The organism is Ralstonia sp. AU12-08 (assembly GCF_000442475.1).
GTDB classification, from domain to species: domain Bacteria; phylum Pseudomonadota; class Gammaproteobacteria; order Burkholderiales; family Burkholderiaceae; genus Ralstonia; species Ralstonia insidiosa.
In genome coordinates, this window is record NZ_ASZV01000005.1 from 128547 (window position 1) to 154319 (window position 25773).

The following is a 25773-nucleotide window of genomic DNA, read 5'->3' on the forward strand; positions in this document are numbered from 1 at the left end:
AGTGATCATGATCGACCGCAGCTCAGACCGCACCAAGGAGCGCTGCTGGCACGTTGCGCTGCCGGCAGTGGTTGGTGCGTTGGGTCTGGTGGCCAGCATGCTGGTGTCGCATCAGCCAGCCATGGCGGTCCTGGCACTCACGTTTGCAACGGTCGGCATTCTGGGCGCGCTGTGCCAGTTCTGGTCGATTCCGCCGGCATTCCTGGGCGGCGCTGCGGCTGCAGCGCCGCAGCGGGCGGTGCACTGATCAACTCGGTGGGCAATCTGGTGGGGTTCGTCAGCCCCTAGCAAGCTTGTCTGCCAGCATGGCCTTCACCTCCGGCCATTCGGTATCGATGATGCTGAAGCGCACCGAGTTGCGCTTTCGGCCATCGGGCATGATCCGCTCGTGGCGGACGATACCCTCTTGCTTGGCGCCGATGCGCAGGATCGCCGCGCGAGATTTCTCGTTCAGCTCGTCGGTGGTGAACTGCACGCGCACGCACTGCATGACGTCAAACGCAAACGTCAGGAGCAGCAGCTTGGCTTCGGTATTGACGCTCGATCGTTGGGCCGACCGGCTCAGCCACGTATGCCCGATTTCGAGCTTCCGGTTGGCGCGGTCGATCTTCCAGAAGCGTGTGCTACCGACGATCTGGTCGGTGTCACGCCGGACGATCACAAACGGCATAACCGCGCCGGCCTGGCGCCCTTGCAGCGCCGTCGCAATGTAGCCGTCCACCGTGTCCGGGCCCGGCACCACCGTCACTTTCAGATTCCACAGCTCGCCATCTGCAGCAGCGGCAACGAGTGCTGCGGCGTGGTCTGCCTGCAGGGGGCGCAGTTCGACGTTGCTGCCAACCAGCGTGGGTTGCGGGTTGTCAGGCGTGGGGGCGGTCATGGTTTTTCAGATGGCGTGCTGGCAGACACCACATGATCGCCTATCCGATACCGGTCTCGGAAAGCGTGGCCGGTTTGGGTACGGCCAGCGCCGTCTGAAAGCTGTCGGCCAGGCGCAGGATGGTCAGTGCGGTCAGCCGCCCGAACAGGGCGTCGTAGTCCTTCTCATACTTGTGCAGCAGGCGCGTGCAGTTGGCGTCTTCCCATAGCCAACCGAGCTTCTTGCGCGTGGTGTTCATGTGTGCGCGGGCGTCATCCGGCACGTCACCCAGGGCTTCTTCCCACTCCCACAAGTAGCTGGGTGCGCCCGTTCGGGTGAATGGCACGCCGAGCAGATTCGCCACCTGTTGGTCATGCCTGGCGGTAAAGTCGACGATCTCCACGCGGGGCCGGTTGGGCGCGTCGTCGTGCAGTGATTGAATCCAGCAGTGGTACTCCCTGAGCTCCGACAGCTTGCGCGCCGTGCGTCGCGCAGCCCTGGAAGGATTCAGCACAACGTAGCGGCCGCTACCGCAGTCGATGAGCTCGCCGCCAGAGACCGCCACATAGGGGTGGCGGGTCAGCAAGGTCAGCACCCGCGCACCAACGATTGCGTAGTCGCCACATCGCCCGATGGGCCCAGCCTCAAGTCCGGAACTCGACGCGGCCTCCTCCAGAATCGCATTGATCGTCTGGTCGATCAGCGACCGTAGAACGGGCGGCACCGGCACGGGCAGTATGGGTGCAGAAGAGGATGTGGCTTGCATTGACTGATCGACCAAAATGAATGAGATACAACGCCGCGCGACGGCGTGCCCGCTGTTGACGGTACCACTATCGCGCGCGGATACCGGGAGCGAGCCCGGCCTAGTCCTGAACGTATCGGCGTGCTGCGGTGTCTGCGAACGGAAGCTCGACGGCCTTCCGGTCGACCGGTGGAAACGCAACGGTGACGACAAGACCATGCCCCGCCGGGTTGTCGCTCAACGCAACGGTGGCGTGGTGGCGCTCGGCAATGTTCTTGACGATGGCAAGACCAAGACCGCTGCCGACCGTCGCGGCGTCGACCAAGCGGTAGAAGCGGTCAAACACGCGCAGGCGCTCCTGCCACGGAATGCCCGGGCCCGAATCCACCACGCGCCATGCCGGCGCATCGTCCTGCCACAGCGCGGTCACTTCCACGCGGCCACCCGGCGCGGTGTAGCGCACGGCGTTGTCGACGACATTGCTGAGCAGCGTGCGCAGACCGTCTTCGTCTCCTTGAACGCGGGAGGGCACATCGCCCGTCGTGTCCAATGTCAGCGCAATGTCCTTGCTCTCTGCCAGCGGTACGAAATCGGCCACCACCTGATGCGCGAGCTTGGCCAGATCGACAGGACGCATGTCCTCATCTTGCAAACCCCGCTCGTGACGCGCCAGGGTGAGCAACTGGAGCACCAGATGCGTCGCCCGATCCAGGCGGGCATGCAGCTTGGCGAAGGCTTTGACGCGCTGCTCGTCGGTTTGCACGCGCTCGGCCAACTGCAGTTGCAGCTTCAGCGTGGTCAACGGTGAACGCAGTTCGTGCGCGACTTCCGCGGTGAACTCCTGTCGCCAGATCAGCTCGCGCTCCAGGCGCTTCATCAGGCTGTTCAGCGCATCGACCATCGGGCGCAGCTCACGCGGCAATGCGAGCGTCTCCACCGGTTCCAGCGCATTGGGCCCGCGTTGTTCGATGGACGCAGCGGTGCGGCGCAACGGGCTCAGACCGCGGTGGACGGTGAACCAGATGATGGCCGCCAGCATCGGGACCAGCACAAAGAACGGCGCCAGCGCCAGCCAGATCAGCCGCAAGCCCAGGGCCTTGCGCACACCAATCGGCTGCGCCACCTGCACGAATTGCCCCGAGCGTGCCTCGCCATACACCCGCCAGCGCTCGCCGCGAAATGGAACGGTCTTCAGTCCGTCATCCGGGTAGCGCGGGAAAATGAGCGCCGGACGCGACGTGTAGATCAGCTTGCCACCGGTGTCCCAGACCTGCACCACGATGCCATCATCCGGGGCATCGCTTTCGTCGGTGCCTGGCTTGCCGGGCTCGGTGGTCAGCGGCGGCAAATGGATCAGCAACGACCCTGCGATGTGCTTGAGCTGGTTGTTGAACAGCTGGCGGTTTTCTGCCCGCACAACGTTGTACAGCAAGACACCGGCAATGAACGTGCAGAGCAGCATGCCGCCGATCAGCCAGGCCAGGAGGTACCCCCGGATCGTCTTCATGACGCCTGCGTCAGCTTGTAGCCCACGCCCCGTACGTTCTTGATGACATCACGCCCGAGCTTGCGGCGCAACGCATGGATGTAGACCTCAACGGTATTGCTCTCGATGTCGGCATCCCAGTCGTAGAGCTTTTCTTTCAGAAGCTCGCGCGACACGACTTCGCCGCGCGCGTCCATCAGCACAAGCAGCAAGGCAAACTCGCGCTTGGACAGATTGAGCGGCTGATCACGCAAGTGCGCTTCGTGCGTGCCGGGGTTCAGGCTGAGGCCGCCGTACACGATGGTGGCGGAGCGCCGACCGGAGCGCCGACGGAGCAAGGCGCGTATGCGCGCCATGAGTTCACCAAAATCGAATGGCTTGATCAGGTAGTCGTCCGCACCGGCATCCAGCGTCATCACACGGTCGGCTGGCGTGTCTCGCGCAGAGATGATCAGTGCGGGAATGTCGCCGCCCTGATCGCGGTAGGCCTTCAGGACTTCGCTTCCGGAGCGGCCCGGCAAGCCCAGATCCAGCAGTAGCAGGTCATACACCTGCTGGCGCAGGGCAAGCACCGCGGCTTCGCCATCGCGCACCCAATCCACCGCATAGTTTTCTTGGCGCAGCCCCTCTTCGAGGTCCTCCCCGATCATCGGATCGTCCTCGACCACCAGCAATCGCATTGCGCCTCTCCCCAAAACCGCATGCGGCTGCGACGGCTCTGTCGCGCACTGCATTGCGGTGATACGGCCAGCCCACGTATGGATCTGGCCCATTTTTTGATTTGTTCGCCCTTGAAAGCCGTCACATCAGGCCTCCAGAGCACACCCCGTAATAAATCGTAACAGTCGATTCGTTAAGGAAAACTTAAAAAATCGCCTTGCATGGGGCTTCCGTAAGGAAGCTGTTAACACCGAAAGCGACGCTGACGACGTGCCGCCTCCGTCACCTCGCAGCCTGGCATTGTCAGGCCGCGCCAAACCATTGCAATGCGGCTTGCGTCAACGCCACTTGGTCGGCCGCCCCCTCCCCCGCCCAGGCAACGACGCCGTCGGGGCGCACCAGCACCGCGGCAAGGCCAAGCCTGTCGGTGGCATCGCTTGCGACATAGGCGATACGGCCGTGCCAGCGGCTTGCCAGCGCCCGCAGCGGTGCACGCGCGTCAAAGTCCAGCAGAAGGCCCTTGCCGTTGCGCAAACGCTCGCCGAGCCGGGTGCCGTCGGCGAGTGCGAAATCGGGTGCACTGCGGCCGACCAGCGGATGGCCACCGCCGCTGCCGCCCATCTCGTAGCGCAAGGACAGTCCCCAGACGCGCTCGGCAAAGTAAGTTGCGCCGTCGCGTGTCTCGATGAGATCGCGCATGATAGCTGCCAGCGCGCGCGTACTGCGGCTCGGCCGCATGAGTGCAACCTGCGCGCGCGACCAGTCCAGGATCTGTGCGCCCACCGGATGCCGTTCCGCCTCATAGCTGTCGAGCAGACCGTCCGGCGCATCGCCGCGAAGGGTGGCCGCGAGCTTCCAACCGAGATTCATGGCGTCGCCCAGCCCGAGATTCAGCCCCTGACCGCCCAGCGGGGAATGAATGTGCGCCGCATCCCCGGCAAGCAGCACACGCCCCTTGCGGTAGGTCGTCGCCTGGAAGGCGCGGTCTGTCCAGGTGGTCGCCTGTTTGAGCGCCGTCACAGTGACAGCAGTGCCGGACACCTGGCGCAGCACCCGCTGCACATGGTCCTGCGTGATCGGCTGGGTGCGATGGAAGGCGCCGCCGTCAAAATCCACCATGGCGATGGTGCCCGGTGGTTGATACGTGAACATGCCTGTGGGCGTGTACTGCCGCCCCGGGGCGAGCGTGTGCGGATCGGCCAGTTCCACCACGACGGAATAGCCGGTGAACTCGGGTTCGGTGCCGACAAATTCAAACCCGCCTGCCTTGCGCACTGCGCTGCGCCCACCATCGCACCCGACAAGCCAACGCGCACGGAAGGTCTGGCCGCCGGCGCGAACGGTCACGTCTGCGTCCGTCTGCGCGACGTCATCCACACAGTGGCCGCGCCGGATCTCCACACCCAGCACGTTGGCACGCGTGGCCAGAACGGATTCGATGTGCGCCATGTCGCTGGCCATGTGGGTGCCGGCCGGGCTCGGCAGGCGGTACAGCCATCCCGACCCGTCGACCCTGTCGTGGAAAAACTGGATGCCCGCAAAGTGACCACCGGGGCCACCGCGGCGCGGGGTCTGCTGCCTCCAATGCGTGGCTGGCACCGCTGCGCGCTGCGGTGCAACAACGTCATCCAGCAAGCCGCGGCGGTAGAAGGCTTCAAGGGTGGGAGAAGACAACCCGCGCAAGCCGAACGGCAGCTGTTTCAGGGGCGAATGTGGATCTTCGGCTTGCTCCAGCACCAGCACCGAAAGGTGGGCGAGGCGCAGCTCGCAGGCGAGGAACAAGCCAACCGGGCCTGCGCCGGCAATGACAACGTCGTAGATGGGTACATCGTGCATGAGCGACTCCGTGATGGTCGTTCGACCGGAGCAGCTCGATGTCTTGAGAACCGCACGGACGAACAGAAAACAACGCCTGAGCGGCGTCGATGTTCGTCGTGGGACTCATGCACGAGGCATGGACAGAGCTTCCGCTGGATCTTGCTCAGGGAAGGACTTGGGCTGGACCACACCAAGTCTGCCTTTTTCGACTGGACGTCAATGTAACGTCGGAACCCGTAACCTGCAACGCTGGGCGGATCGTCTTTGCTGACGATCCGCAAATCACCCGCGCATGCGCAGCAGATCGGCGTACGAAACCAGTTTCCGTTTTCCGGCGCTCAGCGTCTTGCGTTTTGACGTGGAACGGGCGGGCTTGCTACGCTCGAACTTGGCAGCGGCGCGGGCGTCTTCCTTGGCATGAATGCTGGCCGTCTTGGCTTCTGCCTTCAGGCGATCGGCTTCGAGCTTGGCGGCCACGCGCTCTTCTCGGGCAACATCCTGCGCGGCCGACAGGATCTCGGCCTTGAGTTGCGCGCGCCGTTGCTTGGCCGCTACCCGAGCGGCCTGCAATTGCGCTTTCCTTTGCTTCAGCCAGTCTTTCCGGCTCACCGGCGCGGGTCTGGCCTCTGGCGGCACACTCAGGCGTAAAGCCCGGCTGACGGCGGCTTTGTCCGTTTGAAGCGTGCGCCGTGCGTCCTGTTTCGCATCACTCACGGTGCGTCACTCTCCTCAACAGCACATTCATGTGGCCCATGCACCCACCGTTGATGCGTGTGCACGGGCAAGACTTCTTAACCGTACCATAGGACCCCACGTCACGCTCAGGTGACGGGCGGCGGCCAAATTGACGCAAAACCGCCACGCGTGGTTGCCTGAAATTCGGCGCCAGGGGGCCGTGATAGAGTCGGCCACCACCGCCCACCACCCAACATGGCCATGCCGACTCCGACCATTGTTCCGTCGCAAACCGCGCTGTTGGTCATGCATTACCAGACCGACATCATGGGGTTGTTTCCGTCGGTCGCGCCCACGCTGCTCTCCAACACGCGCACGCTGTGCGACGCGGCACGGGCCAAGGGCATCCGCATCTATTTCGCCAAGTTCCACTTCAGCCCAGGCTATCCGGAAGTCAGTCCGTTGAACAAGAACGGGCAAGGGGTCAAGCAGCTTGGACTGTTCGTTCACGACCGGATCTCGCCAGAGCTTGGCCAGCAGGACGATGAACCGCTCGTCATCGCGCATCGCGCCAGCGTGTTCTATGGCACCGATCTGCAGGTGCGGCTGTCCGCGCACGGTGTGAATACCTTGATCATGGTAGGCGTTGCATCAACGGGCGTGATGCTGTCGTCGATTGCGCACGCGAGCGATGCGGACTTCCGGTTATTCACTGTGAAGGATTGCTGCTACGACCCGGACCCAATCGTGCACGATCATCTGTTTGCCACGGCGTTCGAGTCGCGCACCACGGTGCTGTCGCTGGTGGACGCGTTGCGGTTGCTGGAATAGCGCAACGATCCTGACGCGGGACTCAGTTACCCCGCCTGCAACCGCCGCCACAACGTCGTCTTGCTGATGCCCAGCGCGGCGCACACCGCGTCGCGATCTCCGTCATGCGCCGCCAGCGCGGCGCGTATCTCTTCCGCTTCCACACCCCGGCTGCGCTCACGCAGCGTCAACACGGGCGTCTTGCTGCGTGCACCATGGGCAAACACTTCCGGCGCAATCAGGCGCAGCACGTCTTGCGTGATGGTTCCTGCGTCGGCGTCGTCTGCGTGGGCCAGCTCCACTGCAATGCGCTCGACCACGCTCTGCAGCTCACGCACATTGCCCGCCCAAGGGTAGTGCCGCAGCGGCTCGGCAACGTCGGCCAGGACTTGCGCGGCAACTTCGGTATCGGGAATACGCAACAGCAGGCGCGGCTCGCGGCGTGCGGCCTGCACGAGCAACTCGGCGGCCAACGTCATCACGTCTTCAGGGCGTTCGCGCAGCGGCGGCAGCGCGATGCTGAGGATGTTGAGGCGGTAATAGAGATCGGCGCGGAAGGTGCCGGCCTCCACGGCATCCGTCAGCGCGCGATGCGTGGCGGCCACCACGCGAATGTCCACGCGCGTGGGCTCGGTGGAGCCCAACCGCACCACTTCGCGCTCCTGCAGCACGCGCAACAGACGGCTTTGCAGCGGCAGCGGCATCTCGCCAATCTCGTCGAGGAACAGCGTGCCGCGGTGCGCAGCTTCAATCAGCCCGGTCTTGCCGCCCTTGCGTGCACCGGTGAAAGCACCCTCTTCGTAGCCGAACAGTTCACTCTCCAGCAGCGCCTCAGGAAACGCGCCGCAATTGATGGCGACAAACGGAAAGTCGCGCCGTGCGCTGAGCTGATGCATGCCCTGCGCCACCATCTCTTTGCCGGTGCCGGATTCGCCCAGCACGAGCACGGTGGCGTCGGACTTTGCATAGCGGCGCACCAGCGTACGCACACGCTCGATGGGCGCGGATTCTCCCACCAGATCATCCAGCCGGTAACGCGCGCTGAACTGTTGCGGGCGCTGGCGTGAGCGCAGCGTGCGATCCAGCCGCTCGACCGCGCGGGATTCCTGGAAGGTGAACACGGTGCCTTCTGAAGCGCCCGCGCCCGTGCTGGCGAGCGGGCCGCGATGGATGACGTAGTTCACGCCGTGCACGGTGCCCAGCGTATCCCCCTCGGTATCGGGCAGCAGGCCCAACAGGTTGGGTGCGATGTTGAGCAGCGGCTGGCCGACAGCCTGCTTGGCGTCGATGTCCAGCGCGGTGGCAAGCCGCTGGTTGATGGCCTCCACGCGGCCTTGTGCGTCCAGCGCGACCACACCGTCGCGCAAGTGCTGCAGCAGGTTGTCGAGCCGCTGGCGGCGCGCCGATTCTCGACGGGTGGCCTGTACGACTTCGAGCGCGGTGTCGAAAGCAGCGCGCACGGAGTCGCGCGAATACAGAAACACCGCGTTCATGCCAGCCTGCGCGGCCAGGTCCGTCACCAGGCCGGGGCCTACCACGACCCCCACGCCCCGGTCGCGCAAGTCCAGCACGCAACTTTCTGCGCCCTGGCGCGAGGTGTACGAGGCAAACACCACGTCCATGCCATAGGCAGCGACGAAGCGGCGCACTTCATCCGGCGTGTCACCGTGGGTGACAAGCGCCACCGACTCTGCATCACGCCGCGCACGGGCCAACGCGTGCATCACGTCAAAGCCGCTCGGGTTGATGACGACCACGGGCAGCGACAGACGCGGTTTCAGATACGCACCATTGGACCCGCCAGCGACCACCACGTCGGGGCGGTCAGCACCGGCTGCGTCGATCTCACGCACGATGTCTTCAAAACCGCGCGTGACGACGCGCAGCTCGGCGCGGTCGTTGTACTCGGCGGCAATGTCGAGGAACAGGTCACTCAGGCGGCTGATACCGCAGGCCCAGATGCGCGGGCGGTCGGCCTGATCAGCGGGGGTGGGGCTCATGGTGCGGTGCAAGGTGAAGAAACGGCGGTCCGGTCATTATGCGCCGCGCATTTCCACATTGAAATTGGAAATTTCATTTTTGAAATGATGTGCGCGAGGGCGGCAACGTCACTTCCATACAAATCAACGGGTTACGTGGGGTGGCGAAGGTGGCCCGCTTCCTGCTGTATGGGGCCAACCTTTTTGGAGCCCACATGAGCACAACCCAACGACACCCCACCAGCGCCGGCGCCAAGTTCCGCGCGGCCGTTGCCGAATCACAGTCACTGCGCCAGCCGCTGCAAGTGGTGGGCGCCATTACCGCTTACGCCGCCAAGATGGCGGAGCAAACCGGCTTCAAGGCCGTGTATCTGTCGGGCGGCGGTGTGGCAGCCAACTCGCTCGGTATTCCGGATCTGGGCATCAGCACGATGGAAGACGTGCTGATCGACGCGCGCCGCATTACCGACGCCGTCCAGATCCCGCTGATGGTCGACATCGACACCGGCTGGGGCGGCGCCTTCAACATCGCCCGCACCGTCCGCTCGTTCATCAAGGCAGGCGTGGCCGCGGTGCATATGGAAGACCAGGTCGGCCAGAAGCGCTGCGGCCACCGCCCGGGCAAGGAAGTGGTGCCCATCGAAGAAATGGTCGACCGCGTGAAGGCCGCCGTGGATGCCCGCACCGATGACGACTTCGTCATCATGGCCCGCACCGATGCGGCTGCCTCGGAAGGCGTGGATGCCGCCATCGAGCGCGCCGTGGCCTACGTGGAAGCGGGTGCGGACATGATCTTCCCCGAAGCGATGAAGACGCTGGACGACTACCGCCGCTTCAAGGCCGCCGTAAAGGTGCCCATCCTGGCCAACCTGACCGAGTTCGGCAGCACGCCGTTCTTCACCACGCAAGAGCTTGCCAGCGCCGACGTGGACATCGCCCTGTACTGCTGCGGCGCGTACCGCGCGATGAACGCGGCTGCGCTCAACTTCTATCAAACCGTGATGCGTGACGGCACCCAAAAGGCCGCCGTGGAGACCATGCAATCGCGCAACGATCTGTACAAATACCTCGGCTACCACGCGTACGAAGACAAGCTCGACGCACTGTTTGCTGCACAGAAATAACGCCTACACATTCCACGCATCCAAGGAGACCATCACCATGAGCGAAGCCGATAACAGCACCCCGAACGCCGGCGCTTTCAAGCCTAAGAAATCCGTGGCCCTGTCGGGCGTGACCGCCGGCAACACCGCGCTGTGTACCGTCGGCCGCACCGGCAACGACCTGCACTACCGCGGCTACGACATCCTCGACCTGGCCGGCGCGTGCGAGTTTGAAGAAGTCGCCCACCTGTTGGTGCACGGCAAGCTGCCCAACAAGGCCGAACTGGCCGCCTACAAGGCCAAGCTGAAAGCCCTGCGCGGCCTGCCCGCCAACGTGAAGGCCGCACTGGAATGGGTGCCCGCCTCCGCTCACCCGATGGACGTGATGCGCACCGGCGTGTCCGTGCTCGGCACCGTGCTGCCCGAGAAGGACGACCACAACACCCCCGGCGCGCGCGACATCGCTGATCGCCTGATGGCGAGCCTCGGCTCGATGCTGCTGTACTGGTACCACTACAGCCACAACGGCAAGCGCATCGAAGTCGAAACGGACGACGACTCCATCGGCGGCCACTTCCTGCACCTGCTGCACGGTGTGGAGCCGTCCAAATCGTGGGTCGACGCGATGCACGTGTCGCTCAACCTGTATGCCGAACACGAGTTCAATGCATCGACCTTCACCGGCCGCGTGATTGCCGGCACGGGCTCCGACATCTACTCGGCCATCACCGGCGCCATCGGCGCGCTGCGTGGCCCCAAGCACGGCGGCGCCAACGAAGTCGCGTTCGAAATCCAGAAGCGCTACGACACCCCGGACGAAGCCGAGGCCGACATCCGCCGCCGCGTGGAAGCCAAGGAAGTCGTGATCGGCTTCGGCCACCCCGTGTACACCGTGTCCGACCCGCGCAACAAGGTCATCAAGGAAGTCGCGCGCAAGCTGTCGAAGGAAGCGTCCAACAACAAGATGTTCGACATTGCCGAACGCCTGGAAACGGTGATGTGGGACATCAAGAAAATGTTCCCGAACCTCGACTGGTTCAGCGCCGTGTCGTACCACATGATGGGCGTGCCGACCGCGATGTTCACCCCGCTGTTCGTGATTGCACGTACCTCTGGCTGGGCCGCACACATCATCGAGCAACGCATCGACAACAAGATCATCCGCCCGAGCGCCAACTACACCGGCCCGGACGATCTGAAGTTCGTACCGATCGCCAAGCGCCCGTAAGAAGAGAAAAGAGAGAAGAGAAACAAAGAACGTCAACCCAAGCCCTTAGACGGTTTGGCCGTTGACGTTCCTGCCCTTGATGGCGCCTTGAATTTTTGTAAGCGGGCGGAAAAAAGACGGGAAACTGTCTGAGCGAAGCGAGTTTTTCCCGTCTCCGCCCGGTTACGGAAATTCAAGGAATCTTTCGCCATCTCGGGCGCGCCTTTCTTTGCTTACTTTCTTTGGCAAGACAAAGAAAGTGAGTCAGCCCCGGCAGGGGATGAAACAAGGGATGTACCAGACACCATGAACACCACCCACAGAAAGCCCCTCCCCGGCACAAAGCTCGACTACTTCGACGCTAGAGAAGCCGTAGAAGCCGTCGCCCAAGGCGCCTACGACAAGCTGCCGTACACCTCCCGCGTCCTAGCCGAGAATCTGGTCCGCCGCTGCGACCCCGCCACGCTCACCGATTCCCTCAAGCAACTGATCGAACGCAAACGCGACCTCGACTTCCCCTGGTTCCCCGCCCGCGTGGTCTGCCACGACATCCTCGGCCAAACCGCACTGGTGGACCTCGCCGGCCTGCGTGACGCCATCGCCGACCAGGGCGGCGACCCCGCCAAGGTCAACCCAGTCGTGCCAGTGCAGTTGATCGTCGACCACTCGCTGGCCGTCGAATGCGGCGGCTTCGACCCCGACGCCTTCGCCAAAAACCGCGCCATTGAAGACCGCCGCAACGAAGACCGCTTCCACTTCATCGACTGGACCAAGCTCGCGTTCAAGAACGTCGACGTGATCCCGGCGGGCAACGGCATCATGCACCAGATCAATCTGGAGAAAATGTCGCCGGTCATCCAGGCACACGATGGCGTGGCCTACCCCGACACCTGCGTCGGCACCGACAGCCACACACCGCACGTCGATGCGCTGGGCGTGATCGCCATCGGCGTGGGCGGCCTGGAAGCCGAGAACGTGATGCTCGGCCGCGCGTCGTGGATGCGCCTGCCGGACATCGTCGGCGTGGAGCTGACGGGCCAACGCCAACCCGGCATCACCGCCACCGACATCGTGCTGGCCCTGACCGAATTCCTGCGTAAGCAAAAGGTGGTAGGCGCGTATCTGGAGTTCTACGGCGAAGGCGCATCGAAGCTGACGCTGGGCGACCGCGCCACCATCTCCAACATGGCCCCCGAGTACGGCGCTACCGCCGCGATGTTCTCGATTGACGACAACACGCTCGACTACCTGCGCCTGACCGGCCGCAGCGACGAGCAGGTCAAGCTGGTCGACACGTACGCCAAAGCCGCGGGCCTGTGGTCCGACACGCTGAAGAACGCCGAATACGAACGCGTGCTGCGCTTCGACCTGTCGAGCGTGGTGCGCAACATGGCCGGCCCGTCGAACCCGCACGCCCGTGTGGCAACGACCGACCTCGCCGCCAAGGGCATCGCCGGCAAGTGGGAAGAGACCCCGGGCCAGATGCCGGATGGCGCGGTCATCATCGCCGCCATCACGAGCTGCACCAACACCAGCAACCCGCGCAACGTGATTGCCGCCGCGCTGCTCGCGCGCAACGCCAACCGCCTGGGTCTGACGCGCAAGCCGTGGGTGAAGAGCTCGCTCGCGCCCGGGTCCAAGGCAGTGGAGCTGTATCTGGAAGAGGCCGGCCTGAAAGCCGAACTGGAGAAACTCGGCTTCGGCATCGTCGCGTTTGCCTGCACCACGTGCAACGGCATGAGCGGCGCACTGGACCCGAAGATCCAGCAAGAGATCATCGACCGCGACCTGTACGCCACCGCCGTGCTGTCGGGCAACCGCAACTTTGACGGCCGCATCCACCCGTATGCCAAGCAGGCGTTCCTCGCCTCGCCGCCGCTGGTGGTGGCCTATGCGATTGCCGGCACGGTGCGCTTCGACATCGAGCGCGACAGCTTCGGCACCGATGCCAACGGCAAGCCGATCCTGCTGAAGGACCTGTGGCCGACCGACGAAGAGATCGACGCCATCGTGCGTGCCTCGGTCAAGCCGGAGCAATTCCGCAAGGTCTACATCCCGATGTTTGAGCAGCGCAGCGCGTCTGTGGCCAACGTGAGCCCGCTGTATGACTGGCGTGCGCAGAGCACCTACATCCGCCGCCCGCCGTATTGGGAAGGTGCATTGGCCGGAGAGCGCACGCTCAAGGGTCTGCGCCCGCTAGCCGTGCTGGGCGACAACATCACGACCGACCACCTCTCGCCGTCCAACGCGATCCTGGCCAGCAGTGCCGCCGGCGAATACCTCGCCAAGATGGGCCTGCCGGAAGAGGACTTCAACTCGTACGCCACGCACCGCGGCGACCACCTGACCGCACAGCGCGCGACGTTCGCCAACCCCACGCTCATCAACGAGATGGCCGTGGTGGACGGCGTGGTGAAGAAGGGTTCGCTGGCGCGCATCGAGCCCGAGGGCAAGGTCACGCGCATGTGGGAAGCGATCGAGACCTACATGGACCGCAAGCAGCCGCTGATCGTGATTGCCGGCGCCGACTACGGCCAGGGCAGCTCGCGCGACTGGGCTGCCAAGGGCGTGCGCCTGGCCGGTGTGGAAGTCATCGTGGCCGAAGGCTTCGAGCGCATCCACCGCACCAACCTGATCGGCATGGGCGTGCTGCCGCTGGAGTTCAAGCCGGGCACCACGCGCCTGACGCTGGGCATCGACGGCACCGAAACCTATGACGTGATCGGCGCGCGCCAGCCGCGTGCGGACCTGACGCTGGTGATCCATCGCAAGAACGGCGAGCGTGTGGAAGTGCCCGTCACGTGCCGCCTCGACAGCGATGAGGAAGTCTCGATCTACGAAGCGGGCGGCGTGCTGCAACGCTTTGCGCAGGACTTCCTGGAATCGAACAAGGAGGCTGCATGAGCAGTAAGCAGGGGCCCCACGCAGTGGGGAGGCGCACGTGCGCGAATGCAAGCAGCCATCGACACCACCCACGTGAAATAAACGCCAAGCTCAAGGAGGTGACCGCATGACGCATCCCGCTCAAATCAAAGTGCCCGCCACGTACATCCGTGGCGGCACCAGCAAGGGCGTGTTCTTCCGTCTGCAGGATTTGCCGGAAGCCGCGCAGCAGCCCGGTGCGGCCCGTGACGCGCTGCTCATGCGCGTGATCGGCAGCCCCGACCCGTACGGCAAGCAGATCGACGGCATGGGCGGTGCCACGTCAAGCACCAGCAAGACGGTGATCCTCGCCAAGAGCACGCGTCCGGACCATGACGTGGATTACCTGTTCGGCCAGGTCTCCATCGACAAGCCGTTTGTGGACTGGTCGGGCAACTGCGGCAACCTGTCCGCAGCGGTCGGCCCGTTCGCCATCAGCAACGGCTTGGTGGACGCCAGCCGTGTGCCGCACAACGGCACCGCCATCGTGCGCATCTGGCAAGCCAACATCGGCAAGACCATCATTGCGCACGTGCCCATTACCAACGGCGCGGTGCAGGAGACGGGCGACTTTGAACTGGACGGCGTGACCTTCCCGGCCGCGGAAGTGCAGCTCGAATTCCTCGACCCGGCAGCGGAAGAAGACGGCGACGGCGGCGGCGCGATGTTCCCCACCGGCAACCTCGTCGATGACCTGGAGGTGCCCGGCGTGGGCACGTTCAAGGCGACGATGATCAATGCCGGCATCCCGACCATCTTCGTGAATGCCGAGTCCATCGGCTACACCGGCACCGAGCTGCAGGACGCCATCAACGGCGACGCGAAAGCGCTGGCGATGTTCGAGACCATCCGCGCGCACGGCGCGGTGCGCATGGGGCTCATCAAGAACATCGATGAAGCCGCCACGCGGCAGCACACGCCCAAGGTGGCGTTCGTTGCGCCGCCGAAGGACTACGTCGCCTCCAGTGGCAAGAAAGTCGGTGCGGGCGATGTGGACCTGCTGGTGCGCGCGCTATCGATGGGCAAGCTGCACCACGCGATGATGGGCACGGCCGCCGTGGCCATCGGTACGGCAGCGGCCATTCCGGGCACGCTGGTCAACCTCGCGGCGGGTGGTGGCGAACGTGGCGCAGTGCGCTTCGGGCATCCGTCCGGCACGCTGCGCGTGGGTGCGGAGGCCAAGCTCGTCGACGGTGAATGGACCGTCACAAAGCCATCATGAGCCGCAGCGCGCGTGTGTTGATGGAAGGCTGGGTGCGCGTGCCGGGCTGACACGCAAACGGCAGGCGCTCAGCGCTTGCCGCTGACCTGGTCCATGGTCTGGATCAGGTCAGCCAGCACCTGCTTGCAGGTGGCCACATCCGGTTTTCCTGCACGCAACGCTTCAAGCGCGCGGTCGATGGCCTTGTCGACGACGTGCCAATCCGATGCGGCACGCGGCTTGAGACCGGCCTCGGCGCTGTCCCACGAGACTTCCAGATCCTTGATCCGGGTCTTGGCACCGGCCAGGTCGCCCTTGTCGACAATGGCAGCTGTGTCGGCCGCAATCGCGCGGAACGGGCCCAGATCGCCCAGCCTGGAGGGCGTGGCCGCCTGCACGGTTTTCACCGGGCCAAAGTTGGCGGGCACCAGATGGCCGGCACCCGCCATGAACAAAACGAGCGCGGCAGCCGCCAGCGGCGGCGTCAGTTTGACGAGCTTCATGACATCTCCTGAGTTGGATGAAAAGCAGGGGCTTGCGGATCAGGCAGTCGACACAGCGTGCGCCGCACGGGCAATACGGCCTTCATGGTGTTGAGCAAACGCCACCAGCACAACGATGACGACAAGGAAGACGGCACTGGTCAGCATCGCGCCCAGGCCCAATCCACCATAGCTTTGCGATTGCGAAAGGAAGTCCCCCAATGCCGCACCCAGCGGGCGCGTGAGGATGTAGGCCAGCCAGAACGCCAGCACCTTGTTGGCGCCCAGCCAGTACGCAACGGCAGCCAACGCAATGAGCGCACCAAACGCCACGATGCCTAGCTGGAACCCGAGGCCAAGCGCTTCGGTGGCAAGGTCACCAGCGGCCGTGCCCAGCGCGAACGTGCAGAGAATGGCCGCCCAATAGAACAACTCTCGGCGGCGTGTGTCGATGGACTGGATCGACAGCGTGTGTTCCACGCGATACCAGATCGCAAACAGCGCGAGCAGCACCATGCTAAACACCGCTGTGCTCACGTACAGGCTCACACCAAGCTTGTCGGTCAGCAGGTCGGTAATCTGCGTGCCGACAATGCTCACCAGCACCACCGTCAGCCAGTACAACCACGGCACATAGCGCTGCGCGCGCACCTGCGCCGCGAGTGCAACAGCAAGCAAACCCGCCATTGCACCGCCGGTGATGGCCGTACCCAGCCCAACGTTGACGGCCAGAAAATCCGCGCCCGTCTCACCCACCGTGGTGGAAAGAATCTTGATGATCCAGAAGCCCAGCGCCACCTGGGGCACCTTGTTGAGCAGGCTGGGCACCTCGCGTGCCGGTCGTGTGTGCATTGCTTCCTCCGTCAATTGCGCCGTCAGCTTCGCGAGCGCGAAAAAGTGATGACGGTGACAGGCTAGGCACGCAGACTTAGATGCCACTGAGACGTGGCGAATGGATGGAATGGCGTGATCAGTGGCCCGATGCCGCGGGCGCCATGCTGCTCGGCAGCGTCACAAAGTCGCCCGCATGGCGGATAGCTTGCAGTGCACGAACAGTGCCTCGGGCAGACACTTTTCTTGCGTGATGCATCAGGCCGCTTGCCGCAGCGCGCGACCCGACGCATGGGCCAATCCCTCGGACAGGCTCGGACAAGATCAGCCTGCCAGCGTGTTCTTCAAGCCCAGCACTTCAATAGGTGCGATCTCGGGCGGCGAGGCCAGCAGCGCGTCTGCGTTGGCCATGAGCGCCTTGGCAATTGGGCCATCCAGGTGGGCCTGGCGGTTCTGCTCGCTGGTAAAGGCATCGAAGATGCCGAACACGTTGGGCGCAATGCGCAACGCAAACCAGATCGGGGTGGTGGCTTCCTGATTGGCCATCTCCAGGCCGGCCTGCAGAAAGTCAGCCACAGCCTGCTCCTTGCCCGGCTTGGCAGTCAGCCGGGCGAACAATGCGTACTTGATCATCTTGGGTCTCCAGATGCCGCGCAGGGGGTCTGCTCGGACAGACGTACTTTACAAAGCGGTCGTGACGGAAAATACTGTCTCGATTGACAACTTTGATATCGATACTGCCATGCGGATTGTCGTGCTCACGCTGGAAGGTGTGTTCGATACGGGGCTGGCCACGGTGCTCGATGCCTTTGCCACGGCCAATGAACTGGCGCGGGTAGCCGGCATTGATGTGCCGGCGTTTGAAGTGGCAGTGGTCGGTATGCGGCCGCAGGTGCGCAGCGGGCTGGGCCTGCAGGTGCCCGTGTGCAGCGTGGCCGATGCGCCCTCCCCCAACTGGGTGATCGTGCCGGCCATCAGCGCCAAGATGCCCGACGTGCTGGTGCCCGCGCTGGGCCGTGAAGATGTGGTGGACGCGCTGCCCGCGCTGCGCACGTGGTCGGCGGGTGGTGCGCGCATGGCGGCTGCCTGCATCGGCACATTTGTGTTGGCAGAAAGCGGCCTGCTGGACGGCCATGACGCTACCACCACATGGTGGCTCACGCCGTTGTTTCGTCAGCGCTACCCGCAGGTGCGGCTCGACGCGCATCGCATCATCGTGCCCAGCGGCACGATGCTCACGGCTGGTGCCGCGCTCAGCCACATCGACATGGCGCTGTGGGTGATCCGCCAGAGCAGTCCGGAGCTGGCCGCGCTGGTGGCGCGGTACCTTGTGTTCGACACGCGGCCGTCGCAATCGGCCTACGTGATTGCCGACCACCTCTCGCATGCCGACCCGCTGGTCGAGCGTTTCGACCGCTGGGTGCGCGAGCGGCTCGACACCGCCATCACGCTCGATGCCGCTGCCGATGCGCTGGCCACCAGCAAACGCACCCTATCGCGGCGCTTGAACGAGGTGCTCGGCAAAACGCCCATCGCCTACATCCAGGACTTGCGTATCGAGCGTGCGGTGCATCTGCTCAAGACCAGCAAGCACAGCGTCGACCAGATTGCCGAACAGGTGGGCTATGCCGATGGCGTGACACTGCGCACGTTGCTGCGCAAGCGGCTTGGCAAGGGCATTCGCGAGTTGCGCGCGACGTAGGCCGTGTCCATAAAAAAAGCCGTCCAGCGCAAGGCATGGACGGCCCATCAGCACAGCGTGAATCAATGATGCGGCGTGCCCCCCAGCGCACCGCCCACCGACCCGACCGCACCACCCACAGCGCCCGTGACCGGGGCCAGCGGCGTGGCCGCACCGGTTGAGCTGAGCGACGAGCCCACACCAGTCAGCAACGAGCCAACCGGCGCCGTCACACCGGCTGCCGGGTTGCTTCCACCCGCCGCAGCGCCACCCAATGCACTTGTCACCGGGGCCAGCGGGTTGCTCCCCGCGCCACCACCTGTGGCACCGCCCAGAGCCCCCGTCACCGCACCCAGCGGATTGCTGCCGCCCGCAGCACCGCCCAGCGCATTGGTAATGGGCGCCAGCGGGCTGCCCGATGTGCCGCCGCCCGGCGTGGAAACCGCGCCACCCAACGCCGCTACCGTACCGCCCGTGGCGGTCACCACGCCGCCCAAGTTGGACACCACCGGCGCATTCGTACCCGTGAGCGACGTACCGACGTTCGCCACCGTACCGCCCACGGTCTGCAGCAAGTTGGTCGCGGGTGCGCCTAGGCCTGTGGCATTACCCAGTGTCTGCGTGGTGGTGGTGACTTGCGAGGTGAGCGGCACCACGGTCGAACTGAGCTGTTGCGTGACCTGCTCCACTGGCCCGGTCGACAGGGCCGTACCCAGCGTGCCGCCCGCATTGGCCACGGCCTGCCCCACTTGCGAGACCGCGCCACCCACCGGCGTAGTCACCGGCGCGAGCGGCTGAAGCGGGCCCGCGCCCAGGCTGGTCAGCAGACCACCCGTGGCATTGACGGTATTGCCGACCTGGGTGACCACGTTGCCCGTGCTGGACACCGTGGTCCCCACCGGGTTCGGGTTGGTGCCCATGCTGCCCAGGCCGGACTGCACGCCGGTGCCGAGCGCGGAAACGGTGTTGCCGACGTTGTCGACCACGCTACCCAATCCAGACGCACCCGGCGCATTGGAGCCCCCCACAGCTGCACCCAAGCCGCTGATGGCACCGCCCGTGGCCGTGAGCACGCCGCCGCCCTTGTTGGCGACGTCGCCCGTGGGCGTGTTCGAGGCGGTCGTGGTGGACCCACCCGTGCTACCGGAGCCCCCAGAACCACCCGAGCCACCACTGCCGTTGTTGGCAGAGGTGCCGCCACCGCTGGTTCCGCTCATGTCGCCCGAACCCGAGCTTGCACAACCGCCCAGTACCAGCAACCCGGCCAGCGTGGCTGAAACCAGCGTACCGCGATGCATTTTCGCCATGTCAGTCTCCCGTTTCAAAAATGCGCTTGATAATGTACCAACCCACTCAACCCCATTCATGATTCAAATGGGCCAGCCCATTAACCGCATATCGGCTTGAAATGCAGTCTATGAAGCCATATTGGCTGAATTGCAAACATTTTCAAACGGTGCAGAACCCTGACCGAAGCCGCCCTGCCTTGACGGCAAGCGGCACGAATCCAGCCGCAGCAAGGGCGCAAACGTTGACGAGAAACGGAGAAAAAACGGGATTATGTTCTGAACGCTGACTCTAAATTACTCAATATGAGTAATATACCGACACGCGTGCAAATAAAATCACCGCGCCGCGCCACAGCGTTGGAAAGCGTCCGATTACGCGTCCAGGCGGGTGACCTTGGTCAGGTAAAACGACTGCCGGATTGCAAACCCCAGGCGCTCATATAGCGCAATCGCCACACGGTTATGGTCGAACACGTGCAGGAACGGCGTCTGCCCGCGCTGGGCGATGTCATGTTGCAAAACGCGGATGAGCCGGTTGGCAAAACCTTTGCCGCGGTGAGCATCGTCCACGCAGACGGCGCTGATCTCCACGTAGTCATCCAGTTGCATGCGCTCGCCGGCCATGGCGATCAGCCGGCCGCCTTCGCGAATGCCGATGTACTGGCCGGTCTCCTGCGTGCGTGTGCGGAACGGGCCAGGCTTGGTGCGCTCTGTCAGGTCGAACATGTCGGCCGCATCGGCACGCCCCAAGCGCACGATGCCCGTGGTATCAACGGGCCCGCCAGGGTCACGCACCACCATCATCTGCTGCAGGAGGCCCGCCCGCTCGACGTCAAATTCCTGCGGCACATCAATGGCCGAACGCGCAAACAGTGACAGTTGCTCACCCGGTTCCAGCAACCCGTACAGTGCCTGCCATGCGGCGGCCGTCTCGTCAGAGCTGGCAGCAATGGCCGCAAACGGTGCAACGTCGGCACGGTAGCGGCAGGCAAGCGGGCCGCCCTGCCGGAAATGCAGGTGGCCACTCGCCAGCGATGACCAGATGGGGTTGTTGAGCACGTGCGCGTCGGGTTGAGCCATTTCGTCGTCCTTGGGTCATGCGGACACGCGCAGCGCGGCCACATCGTCTTTCCAACGCGCCAACCGCTGGGCACGCGCCTGCGTATCGCCATCATCACGGCCATAGCGCAGCGCGATATAACCGGCGGCCACGCGGCGCAACGCCTCAGCCGATTGCGGAAACCGCACGGCGGCACGCTCGGCGTAGGCCATCGGCCCTTCAGTCGGGCTGCGCGGGCAGCCATGCCGTGCCAACTGGTTGCACACGCGCTGCCATTGCACCTGCACGGGGTCGGGTCTCGGCTTGCGCTGCTGCCACAGCAGCGGCAGCGCCGCCAGCAGGAAGATGGCCGACACGCCCCACAGCACCGCACGCGGGTCTGCCGCCTCCAACCCCAGCCATGCAAAGAGCTGCGCCTGCCGGTTGCGGTCGTAGCCGAGCACCCAGCGGTTCCAGCCGCTGATGAGGCCATCGAGCCCCCAGCGCACGCTGCGCAGCCACGCGGGTTCCTCCACGCGGCGCGAGCGGAATTCGCTGGCGGGCACGGCAGCAGCCAGGCCACGTTCCACGCGCTGCGGCGCGACGGCGGCGGTCGGGTCCACACGCACCCAGCCACGTCCGGCCAGCCACACCTCGGCCCAGGCATGCGCATCGGACTGGCGCACGATAATGTCGCCGCTCACGGCGTTCACCTCGCCACCGAGGTAGCCCACCACCACGCGCGCCGGCACGCCCGCCGCCCGCATCAGGAAGACGAAGCTGCCCGCGTAGTGCTCGCAAAAGCCGCGATGCGTGCGGAACAGAAAGTCGTCGATCTGCTGGCCCTGCAGCGGCTCGGGGTCGAGCGTGTAGGCAAACGGGGCGCTGCCAAACAGCTTGAGCGCTGCCGATACGCGGTCGGCCGGCGGCAGCTCTGCCCATTGCGCGGCCAGCGCGCGCGTCTGGTTGTTGCCCGGCGGCAGCGCCAATGCCGTCTGCAGCGTGATCGGGTCCAGCGGCTGTGCATCATCCACGCGACTACGATCAGGCAAGCGAGAACGCGCGTGGTAACGCATGCGCTGGTCGATCGGCTGCCGGCTGAGGAACTCTGCGTCGATGCTGCGGCCGATGTCGTCGCGCGCGTCGATCGACAGCCCGCGATCGAGCGCAAACAGCCAGCGCTGGTGCGTCGTTTCCAGCGTGATGTTGTAGTCGACCACGCCTGGCAAACCACCGATTGCGACACTTTCCGCGCTCGCAGAATTGGGTACGCTTCCGGGCACGGCCCGTTGCCGCATCGACGCTGCCGTCCATGCCTGGCCATCAAAACGCCACAGCACCATGCCGCGCCAATAGAGCGTATCGAGCGCCGGCGGCGTCCCGGCAAAGTCGGCCCGAAAGGCCAGGTCATCCGACAGGATCAACTGGCCGATGGAGCCTGGCGCCATGCGATCTGTGATGCCGCTGGTGCCGGTTTCAGCGGAGCGCGGCAGGCTCCACAGCGGATGATCCAGGCGCGGGAACAGCAGGAACAGTACGGCCGCGCATGGAAGACCCATCGCCACCAATCGGCCCAACACACGCACGGCCGACACCCGCATGCGCGCCTGCGGATGCAACAGCAGCAGCCAGTTGCGCAACAGCAGCGCCGCCGTTGCCAGCAAGGAAACGGCCATCCAGGGCGGCTGGTCGAACAGCGTTTGCGAGAGCAGCAGGAAACAGCACAGCTGCGTCGCCAGAATGCCGTTGCGCACCGTGTGCGATTCCATCAGCTTGAGCACCAGGAACGCGCCCAGCAATGCCACCGACAGGTCGCGGCCGATGTTGCCGCCGGTGCGCAAGGACAGCGCCAGCGTCACGAGCAGTGTCGCCACACCTGTGAGGCCCAGCACCCATTTACCTGGCAACGGCGCGCGGCGTACCCACAGCAGGGTGCGCCAGAGCAGCAGTACGCCAAACACGGCACACGTCACCAGCGGCAGTGCGCGCAGCAACGGCACCAGCACGACGGCAAGTTGTGCGATCAACCAGCCGTGCTCTCGGTGTGTGAGGGCGCGGGCCGAACCAAACGCCGCAGCCTGCGTGCCGATGGTGGCGGTGCTCATGCTGATTCCTCAGGCATTGCCGGCTTGCCCCACAGCGCCAGCGCGCGCAGACACGCATCGCGGTGTGCTGGTCCACGCGACGGGCCAATCGAGATGCCCGGCAAGGTCAGCGTGTATTCGGGTTCATCACCGGCGGGTGCGTGTTCGGCGGCCAGCACCCAGGCACACAGGCGCGACAGGCGCTGCTCCGCGTTCATGGATGGCGGCAGTGCATCCCACGCGAGCACGCACTGCGCATGGCGCACCTGTTGGCCGGTGCGGCTCATCCATGTGTCGAGCCGGGCACTGTGCTTCCAGGCGATGCTGCGCAGCGGATCACCCGGGCGATAGGCGCGCAATTGGTCGGCAGCCTCTTCGACCTGGGTACGCGCGGCACGCGGGTTGTCTTCCTCACCAGGGTCGGGCGCGAAGCTGGCGGGCAGCGGCGGCGCAGAGGGCTCGGGTTCGGGATAGACCAACAGCGTGAGCGGCGCATCGGCATAGCTCCATGCGCGAAACAGGCCCAGCGGAAAGCGCGTCGACACCGTCAGACGCGGCAGTTTGAACCAGCCGCGCGGTTGTGCGGCAAACGCCAATGCCGCCACCGTGGCGTCCTGCGCATCGAGCGCGGCTTCAACCGGTGCGGCCTCGTGCGCGCTCACATCCAAACCCACGCGCGCCCAGGGTGTTACGTTGGCCAACGCCACGCTCACGTTGAGCGCATGCCCGGCAAACACCGCCTCGCCCGCCGCGCCGCGCACTTCCAGGTCGACGAGGTTGCGGTGCGTCTGCCACATGGCAGAGGCCGCCACACCAGCCAGCACGAACGTCAGCAGAAAGCCCAGGCTCACGTTGTAGTTGAGCGAGGTGACGAGCATTACCACCAGCAGCAGCGCAAAGCCGGCACCCGACGCCGTGGGCAGAATGTAGACGTGGTTGCGGTCTAGACGAATGCGGCCTTCGCGCGGCTTGCGCGGCCGTTGCAGAAAGCGCTGCACGCGTGCTCGCGCAAAGCGAACGCCGGGCAACGCCGCCAAGCCCGCACCCAGGATGCGAAACAGCGCGCGGAACGGTGCCGCCAGCCGGGAGGTGAAACGCGCCATGGCGCCGTGCACTTATGGAATGGCGACCGTATCGAGCAGCCGCTGCGCCAGCGCGGTGGCCGACAACGTACCGCCCGTCGGCAGCAGCCGGTGCGCCGCCACGGCCTTGAACACGGCCTGCACATCTTCGGGCAGCACGACATCGCGGCCGTCGATCAGCGCCCACGCGCGGGCCGCCGCCAGCAGCGCCAGACCAGCGCGCGGCGACAGGCCCATCTGCACCTGTGTATCGGTGCGCGTGGCATTGACCAGCGCAAGCACATAGTCGACTAGCGCGGGTGCCACGTGCACGGCATCCGCAGCCGCTTGCAGCGCGACGACCTGCGCGGCAGTCAGCACGGGCTGGATGTCCTGCGGCGCGCCGCCACCCAGGTACAGCGCGCGCTCCGAGCTTTGGTCGGGATACCCGAGCGAGAGCCGCATCGTGAAGCGATCCAACTGCGACTCCGGCAGCGGATGCGTGCCAATCTGGTTCAACGGGTTCTGCGTGGCAATCACGAAGAACGGTTCGGGCAGCGGATACGTGGCGCCATCGTGCGTCACCTGCCCTTCGGCCATTGCTTCGAGCAGCGCACTCTGCGCTTTGGGCGTGGCGCGGTTGATTTCGTCGGCTAACACCACCTGGGCGAACAGCGGGCCGGGGTGGAATTCGAACGCGCTCTTTTCTTTTACGTAAATCGACACGCCGATCAGGTCGGTCGGCAACAGATCGCTGGTGAACTGCACGCGCTGATATTGCAGCCCGAGCGTGCGGGCCAGCGCGTGTGCAAGCGTGGTCTTGCCCACGCCCGGCAGATCCTCCAGCAGCAGGTGCCCGCGTGACAGCAGACACGCCAGCGCCAAACGAATCTGCAGCGGCTTGCCGAGCACGATGCGGTCGAGTGCGCGTTGCGCCTGCGACAACGCTGCCGACAGCGACAGCATTGCAGGCGGCTGCACCGGAGCAACCGGCGTCGAACGAACGGGAGAAAGCGGGACTTGGTTGGGCGTCATCGAGTCGGGTGCGGCCGAAGCAACAATGCCAGCGAGTGTAGCGGCATCGTGCTGCGCCGGTACGCGCCCGTCTCCACTCCGTGCTGCGGCTACAACATCAGTTCGACTTGGCTGCGGGAATACCGGCGTCCAGCAGCACGCGTGCCGTACGCGGCAAACTCTTGATCAGGCGCGGCGCGTCGGTGCCGAACGTCTGGCTGGCGGTATAGGCCCCCTCGATCAGGAAGGCAAGATCATCGGCCAGCGCATCCGGGTCAGTGGCGCCGGCAGCTTCGGCACGATCACGCAGGCGCGCGAGCAACAGGGCCTTGTTGCGTTGGACGAATTGCCGCGCTGCATGCGACAGGTCCGGAAACTCCGCCGCCACATTCACGAACGGGCAGCCCCGGTAACCTGGGCGCGAGGCACGCTCGGAGACATCAATAAAGAACTGCAGCAGTTGCGCGCGCGCATCGTCCGGGTGCTTGGCCATGCTCGCGTTGAAATAGCCCCAGAAGTTCTCGTCACTGCGCTCCAGGTAAGCGAGGACGAGGTCATCCTTCGACTTGAACTGGCGGTACAGGCTCATCTTGTTGACGCCTGCGCGCTCAACCACCGCCTCCACGCCCACGGCACGCACGCCTTCGTAGTAAAACAACTCACGCGCGGCTTCGAGCAGGCTGGCATGCGCATCCTCACCGCTGATGCGGCGGGAAGTCGGCTTGGGTTGCTCGACGGAAGGAGAAACGGCGCGTGGACCGCGTGCTGCCATGTGGGTGCTCCTGCAGACACGGCGGGTCACAAACCCCAGCCGTGTCGATGACATT

The 25773-nt window shown here is 64.9% G+C and carries 21 protein-coding genes and 2 pseudogenes; 7 read left to right on the forward strand and 16 right to left on the reverse strand.

What is annotated here, in order from left to right; translation table 11 throughout:
- Positions 1 to 7: 7 nt before the first annotated feature.
- Positions 8 to 285: pseudogene (locus C404_RS60940) on the forward strand (MFS transporter); the annotation flags it as partial.
- Here the strand turns inward: C404_RS60940 and C404_RS33550 are convergent.
- The 6 genes from C404_RS33550 to C404_RS0129510 all read right to left on the reverse strand — a co-directional run bounded on the left by C404_RS33550 (position 278) and on the right by C404_RS0129510 (position 6282).
- Positions 278 to 880: a GNAT family N-acetyltransferase gene (locus C404_RS33550; protein WP_021193075.1), complete on the reverse strand. Its 603-nt coding sequence runs from the start codon at positions 878 to 880 to the stop codon at positions 278 to 280. The pseudogene C404_RS60940 and the gene C404_RS33550 overlap by 8 nt on opposite strands.
- 40 nt (positions 881 to 920) lie before the next feature.
- Positions 921 to 1625 (reverse strand): hypothetical protein, encoded by a 705-nt coding sequence (locus C404_RS33555; RefSeq protein ID WP_049286048.1) that lies wholly within the window; start codon positions 1623 to 1625, stop codon positions 921 to 923.
- 100 nt (positions 1626 to 1725) lie between these two features.
- The gene (locus C404_RS33560; protein WP_021193077.1) at positions 1726 to 3111 is read right to left on the reverse strand and encodes an ATP-binding protein; all 1386 of its coding nucleotides are present in this window, start codon (positions 3109 to 3111) and stop codon (positions 1726 to 1728) included.
- Positions 3108 to 3770, reverse strand: a complete 663-nt coding sequence (locus tag C404_RS33565) for a response regulator (protein WP_021193078.1) — start codon at positions 3768 to 3770, stop codon at positions 3108 to 3110. Before C404_RS33565 ends, C404_RS33560 begins: the two co-directional genes overlap by 4 nt.
- 283 nt (positions 3771 to 4053) lie before the next feature.
- Positions 4054 to 5586: an FAD-dependent monooxygenase gene (locus C404_RS33570; protein WP_021193079.1), complete on the reverse strand. Its 1533-nt coding sequence runs from the start codon at positions 5584 to 5586 to the stop codon at positions 4054 to 4056.
- Positions 5587 to 5850: 264 nt separating this feature from the next.
- The gene (locus C404_RS0129510) at positions 5851 to 6282 is read right to left on the reverse strand and encodes a hypothetical protein (protein WP_031328791.1); all 432 of its coding nucleotides are present in this window, start codon (positions 6280 to 6282) and stop codon (positions 5851 to 5853) included.
- Between the two features lie 222 nt (positions 6283 to 6504).
- On the opposite strand from C404_RS0129510, the gene C404_RS33575 reads away from it, so the two are divergent.
- Positions 6505 to 7074: an isochorismatase family cysteine hydrolase gene (locus C404_RS33575; RefSeq protein ID WP_031328792.1), complete on the forward strand. Its 570-nt coding sequence runs from the start codon at positions 6505 to 6507 to the stop codon at positions 7072 to 7074.
- A gap of 26 nt (positions 7075 to 7100) precedes the next feature.
- Here the strand turns inward: C404_RS33575 and prpR are convergent, their stop codons facing one another.
- Positions 7101 to 9053 carry a propionate catabolism operon regulatory protein PrpR gene (gene prpR, locus C404_RS33580; RefSeq protein ID WP_021193082.1) on the reverse strand — a complete coding sequence of 651 codons (1953 nt, stop codon included), beginning with the start codon at positions 9051 to 9053 and terminating at the stop codon, positions 7101 to 7103.
- A 194-nt stretch (positions 9054 to 9247) separates the two neighbouring features.
- Here prpR and prpB point away from each other — a divergent pair, with 194 nt between their 5' ends.
- From prpB to prpF, 4 genes and pseudogenes are all read left to right on the forward strand, one after another.
- A complete protein-coding gene (gene prpB / locus C404_RS33585) occupies positions 9248 to 10156 on the forward strand; it encodes a methylisocitrate lyase (protein ID WP_021193083.1) in 909 nt (302 codons plus the stop codon).
- Between the two features lie 37 nt (positions 10157 to 10193).
- Positions 10194 to 11363 carry a bifunctional 2-methylcitrate synthase/citrate synthase gene (gene prpC / locus C404_RS33590; RefSeq protein WP_021193084.1) on the forward strand — a complete coding sequence of 390 codons (1170 nt, stop codon included), beginning with the start codon at positions 10194 to 10196 and terminating at the stop codon, positions 11361 to 11363.
- Between the two features lie 285 nt (positions 11364 to 11648).
- Positions 11649 to 14246: a Fe/S-dependent 2-methylisocitrate dehydratase AcnD gene (gene acnD, locus C404_RS33595; RefSeq protein WP_021193085.1), complete on the forward strand. Its 2598-nt coding sequence runs from the start codon at positions 11649 to 11651 to the stop codon at positions 14244 to 14246.
- A 106-nt stretch (positions 14247 to 14352) separates the two neighbouring features.
- Positions 14353 to 15536 (forward strand): annotated as a pseudogene (prpF, locus tag C404_RS33600) (2-methylaconitate cis-trans isomerase PrpF).
- A gap of 18 nt (positions 15537 to 15554) precedes the next feature.
- On the opposite strand, the gene C404_RS33605 reads toward prpF, so the two are convergent.
- From C404_RS33605 to C404_RS33615, 3 genes are all read right to left on the reverse strand, one after another.
- Complete coding sequence (locus C404_RS33605; RefSeq protein ID WP_021193087.1) at positions 15555 to 15968, reverse strand: hypothetical protein; 414 nt, start codon at positions 15966 to 15968, stop codon at positions 15555 to 15557.
- Between the two features lie 39 nt (positions 15969 to 16007).
- On the reverse strand, positions 16008 to 16799 hold the full coding sequence (locus tag C404_RS33610) for a COG4705 family protein (protein WP_021193088.1): 792 nt from the start codon (positions 16797 to 16799) through the stop codon (positions 16008 to 16010).
- Positions 16800 to 17102: 303 nt separating this feature from the next.
- Positions 17103 to 17411: a putative quinol monooxygenase gene (locus C404_RS33615; RefSeq protein WP_021193089.1), complete on the reverse strand. Its 309-nt coding sequence runs from the start codon at positions 17409 to 17411 to the stop codon at positions 17103 to 17105.
- Positions 17412 to 17520: 109 nt separating this feature from the next.
- Between C404_RS33615 and C404_RS33620 the strand changes: the two genes are divergently transcribed.
- Complete coding sequence (locus C404_RS33620; protein WP_021193090.1) at positions 17521 to 18480, forward strand: GlxA family transcriptional regulator; 960 nt, start codon at positions 17521 to 17523, stop codon at positions 18478 to 18480.
- Positions 18481 to 18542: 62 nt separating this feature from the next.
- On the opposite strand, the gene C404_RS33625 is transcribed toward C404_RS33620, so the two are convergent.
- From C404_RS33625 to C404_RS33650, 6 genes are all read right to left on the reverse strand, one after another.
- The gene (locus C404_RS33625) at positions 18543 to 19766 is read right to left on the reverse strand and encodes a collagen-like triple helix repeat-containing protein (protein WP_031328793.1); all 1224 of its coding nucleotides are present in this window, start codon (positions 19764 to 19766) and stop codon (positions 18543 to 18545) included.
- Between the two features lie 354 nt (positions 19767 to 20120).
- Positions 20121 to 20828 carry a GNAT family N-acetyltransferase gene (locus tag C404_RS33630; RefSeq protein WP_021193092.1) on the reverse strand — a complete coding sequence of 236 codons (708 nt, stop codon included), beginning with the start codon at positions 20826 to 20828 and terminating at the stop codon, positions 20121 to 20123.
- 15 nt (positions 20829 to 20843) lie between these two features.
- Positions 20844 to 22892, reverse strand: a complete 2049-nt coding sequence (locus C404_RS33635) for a transglutaminase TgpA family protein (protein WP_021193093.1) — start codon at positions 22890 to 22892, stop codon at positions 20844 to 20846.
- On the reverse strand, positions 22889 to 23974 hold the full coding sequence (locus tag C404_RS33640) for a DUF58 domain-containing protein (protein ID WP_031328794.1): 1086 nt from the start codon (positions 23972 to 23974) through the stop codon (positions 22889 to 22891). The genes C404_RS33635 and C404_RS33640 overlap by 4 nt, the downstream gene beginning before the upstream one ends.
- A gap of 12 nt (positions 23975 to 23986) precedes the next feature.
- Positions 23987 to 24967 (reverse strand): AAA family ATPase, encoded by a 981-nt coding sequence (locus C404_RS33645; protein WP_031328795.1) that lies wholly within the window; start codon positions 24965 to 24967, stop codon positions 23987 to 23989.
- Positions 24968 to 25064: 97 nt separating this feature from the next.
- Positions 25065 to 25718 (reverse strand): TetR/AcrR family transcriptional regulator, encoded by a 654-nt coding sequence (locus C404_RS33650; protein ID WP_021193096.1) that lies wholly within the window; start codon positions 25716 to 25718, stop codon positions 25065 to 25067.
- Between the last annotated feature and the right edge of the window lie 55 nt (positions 25719 to 25773).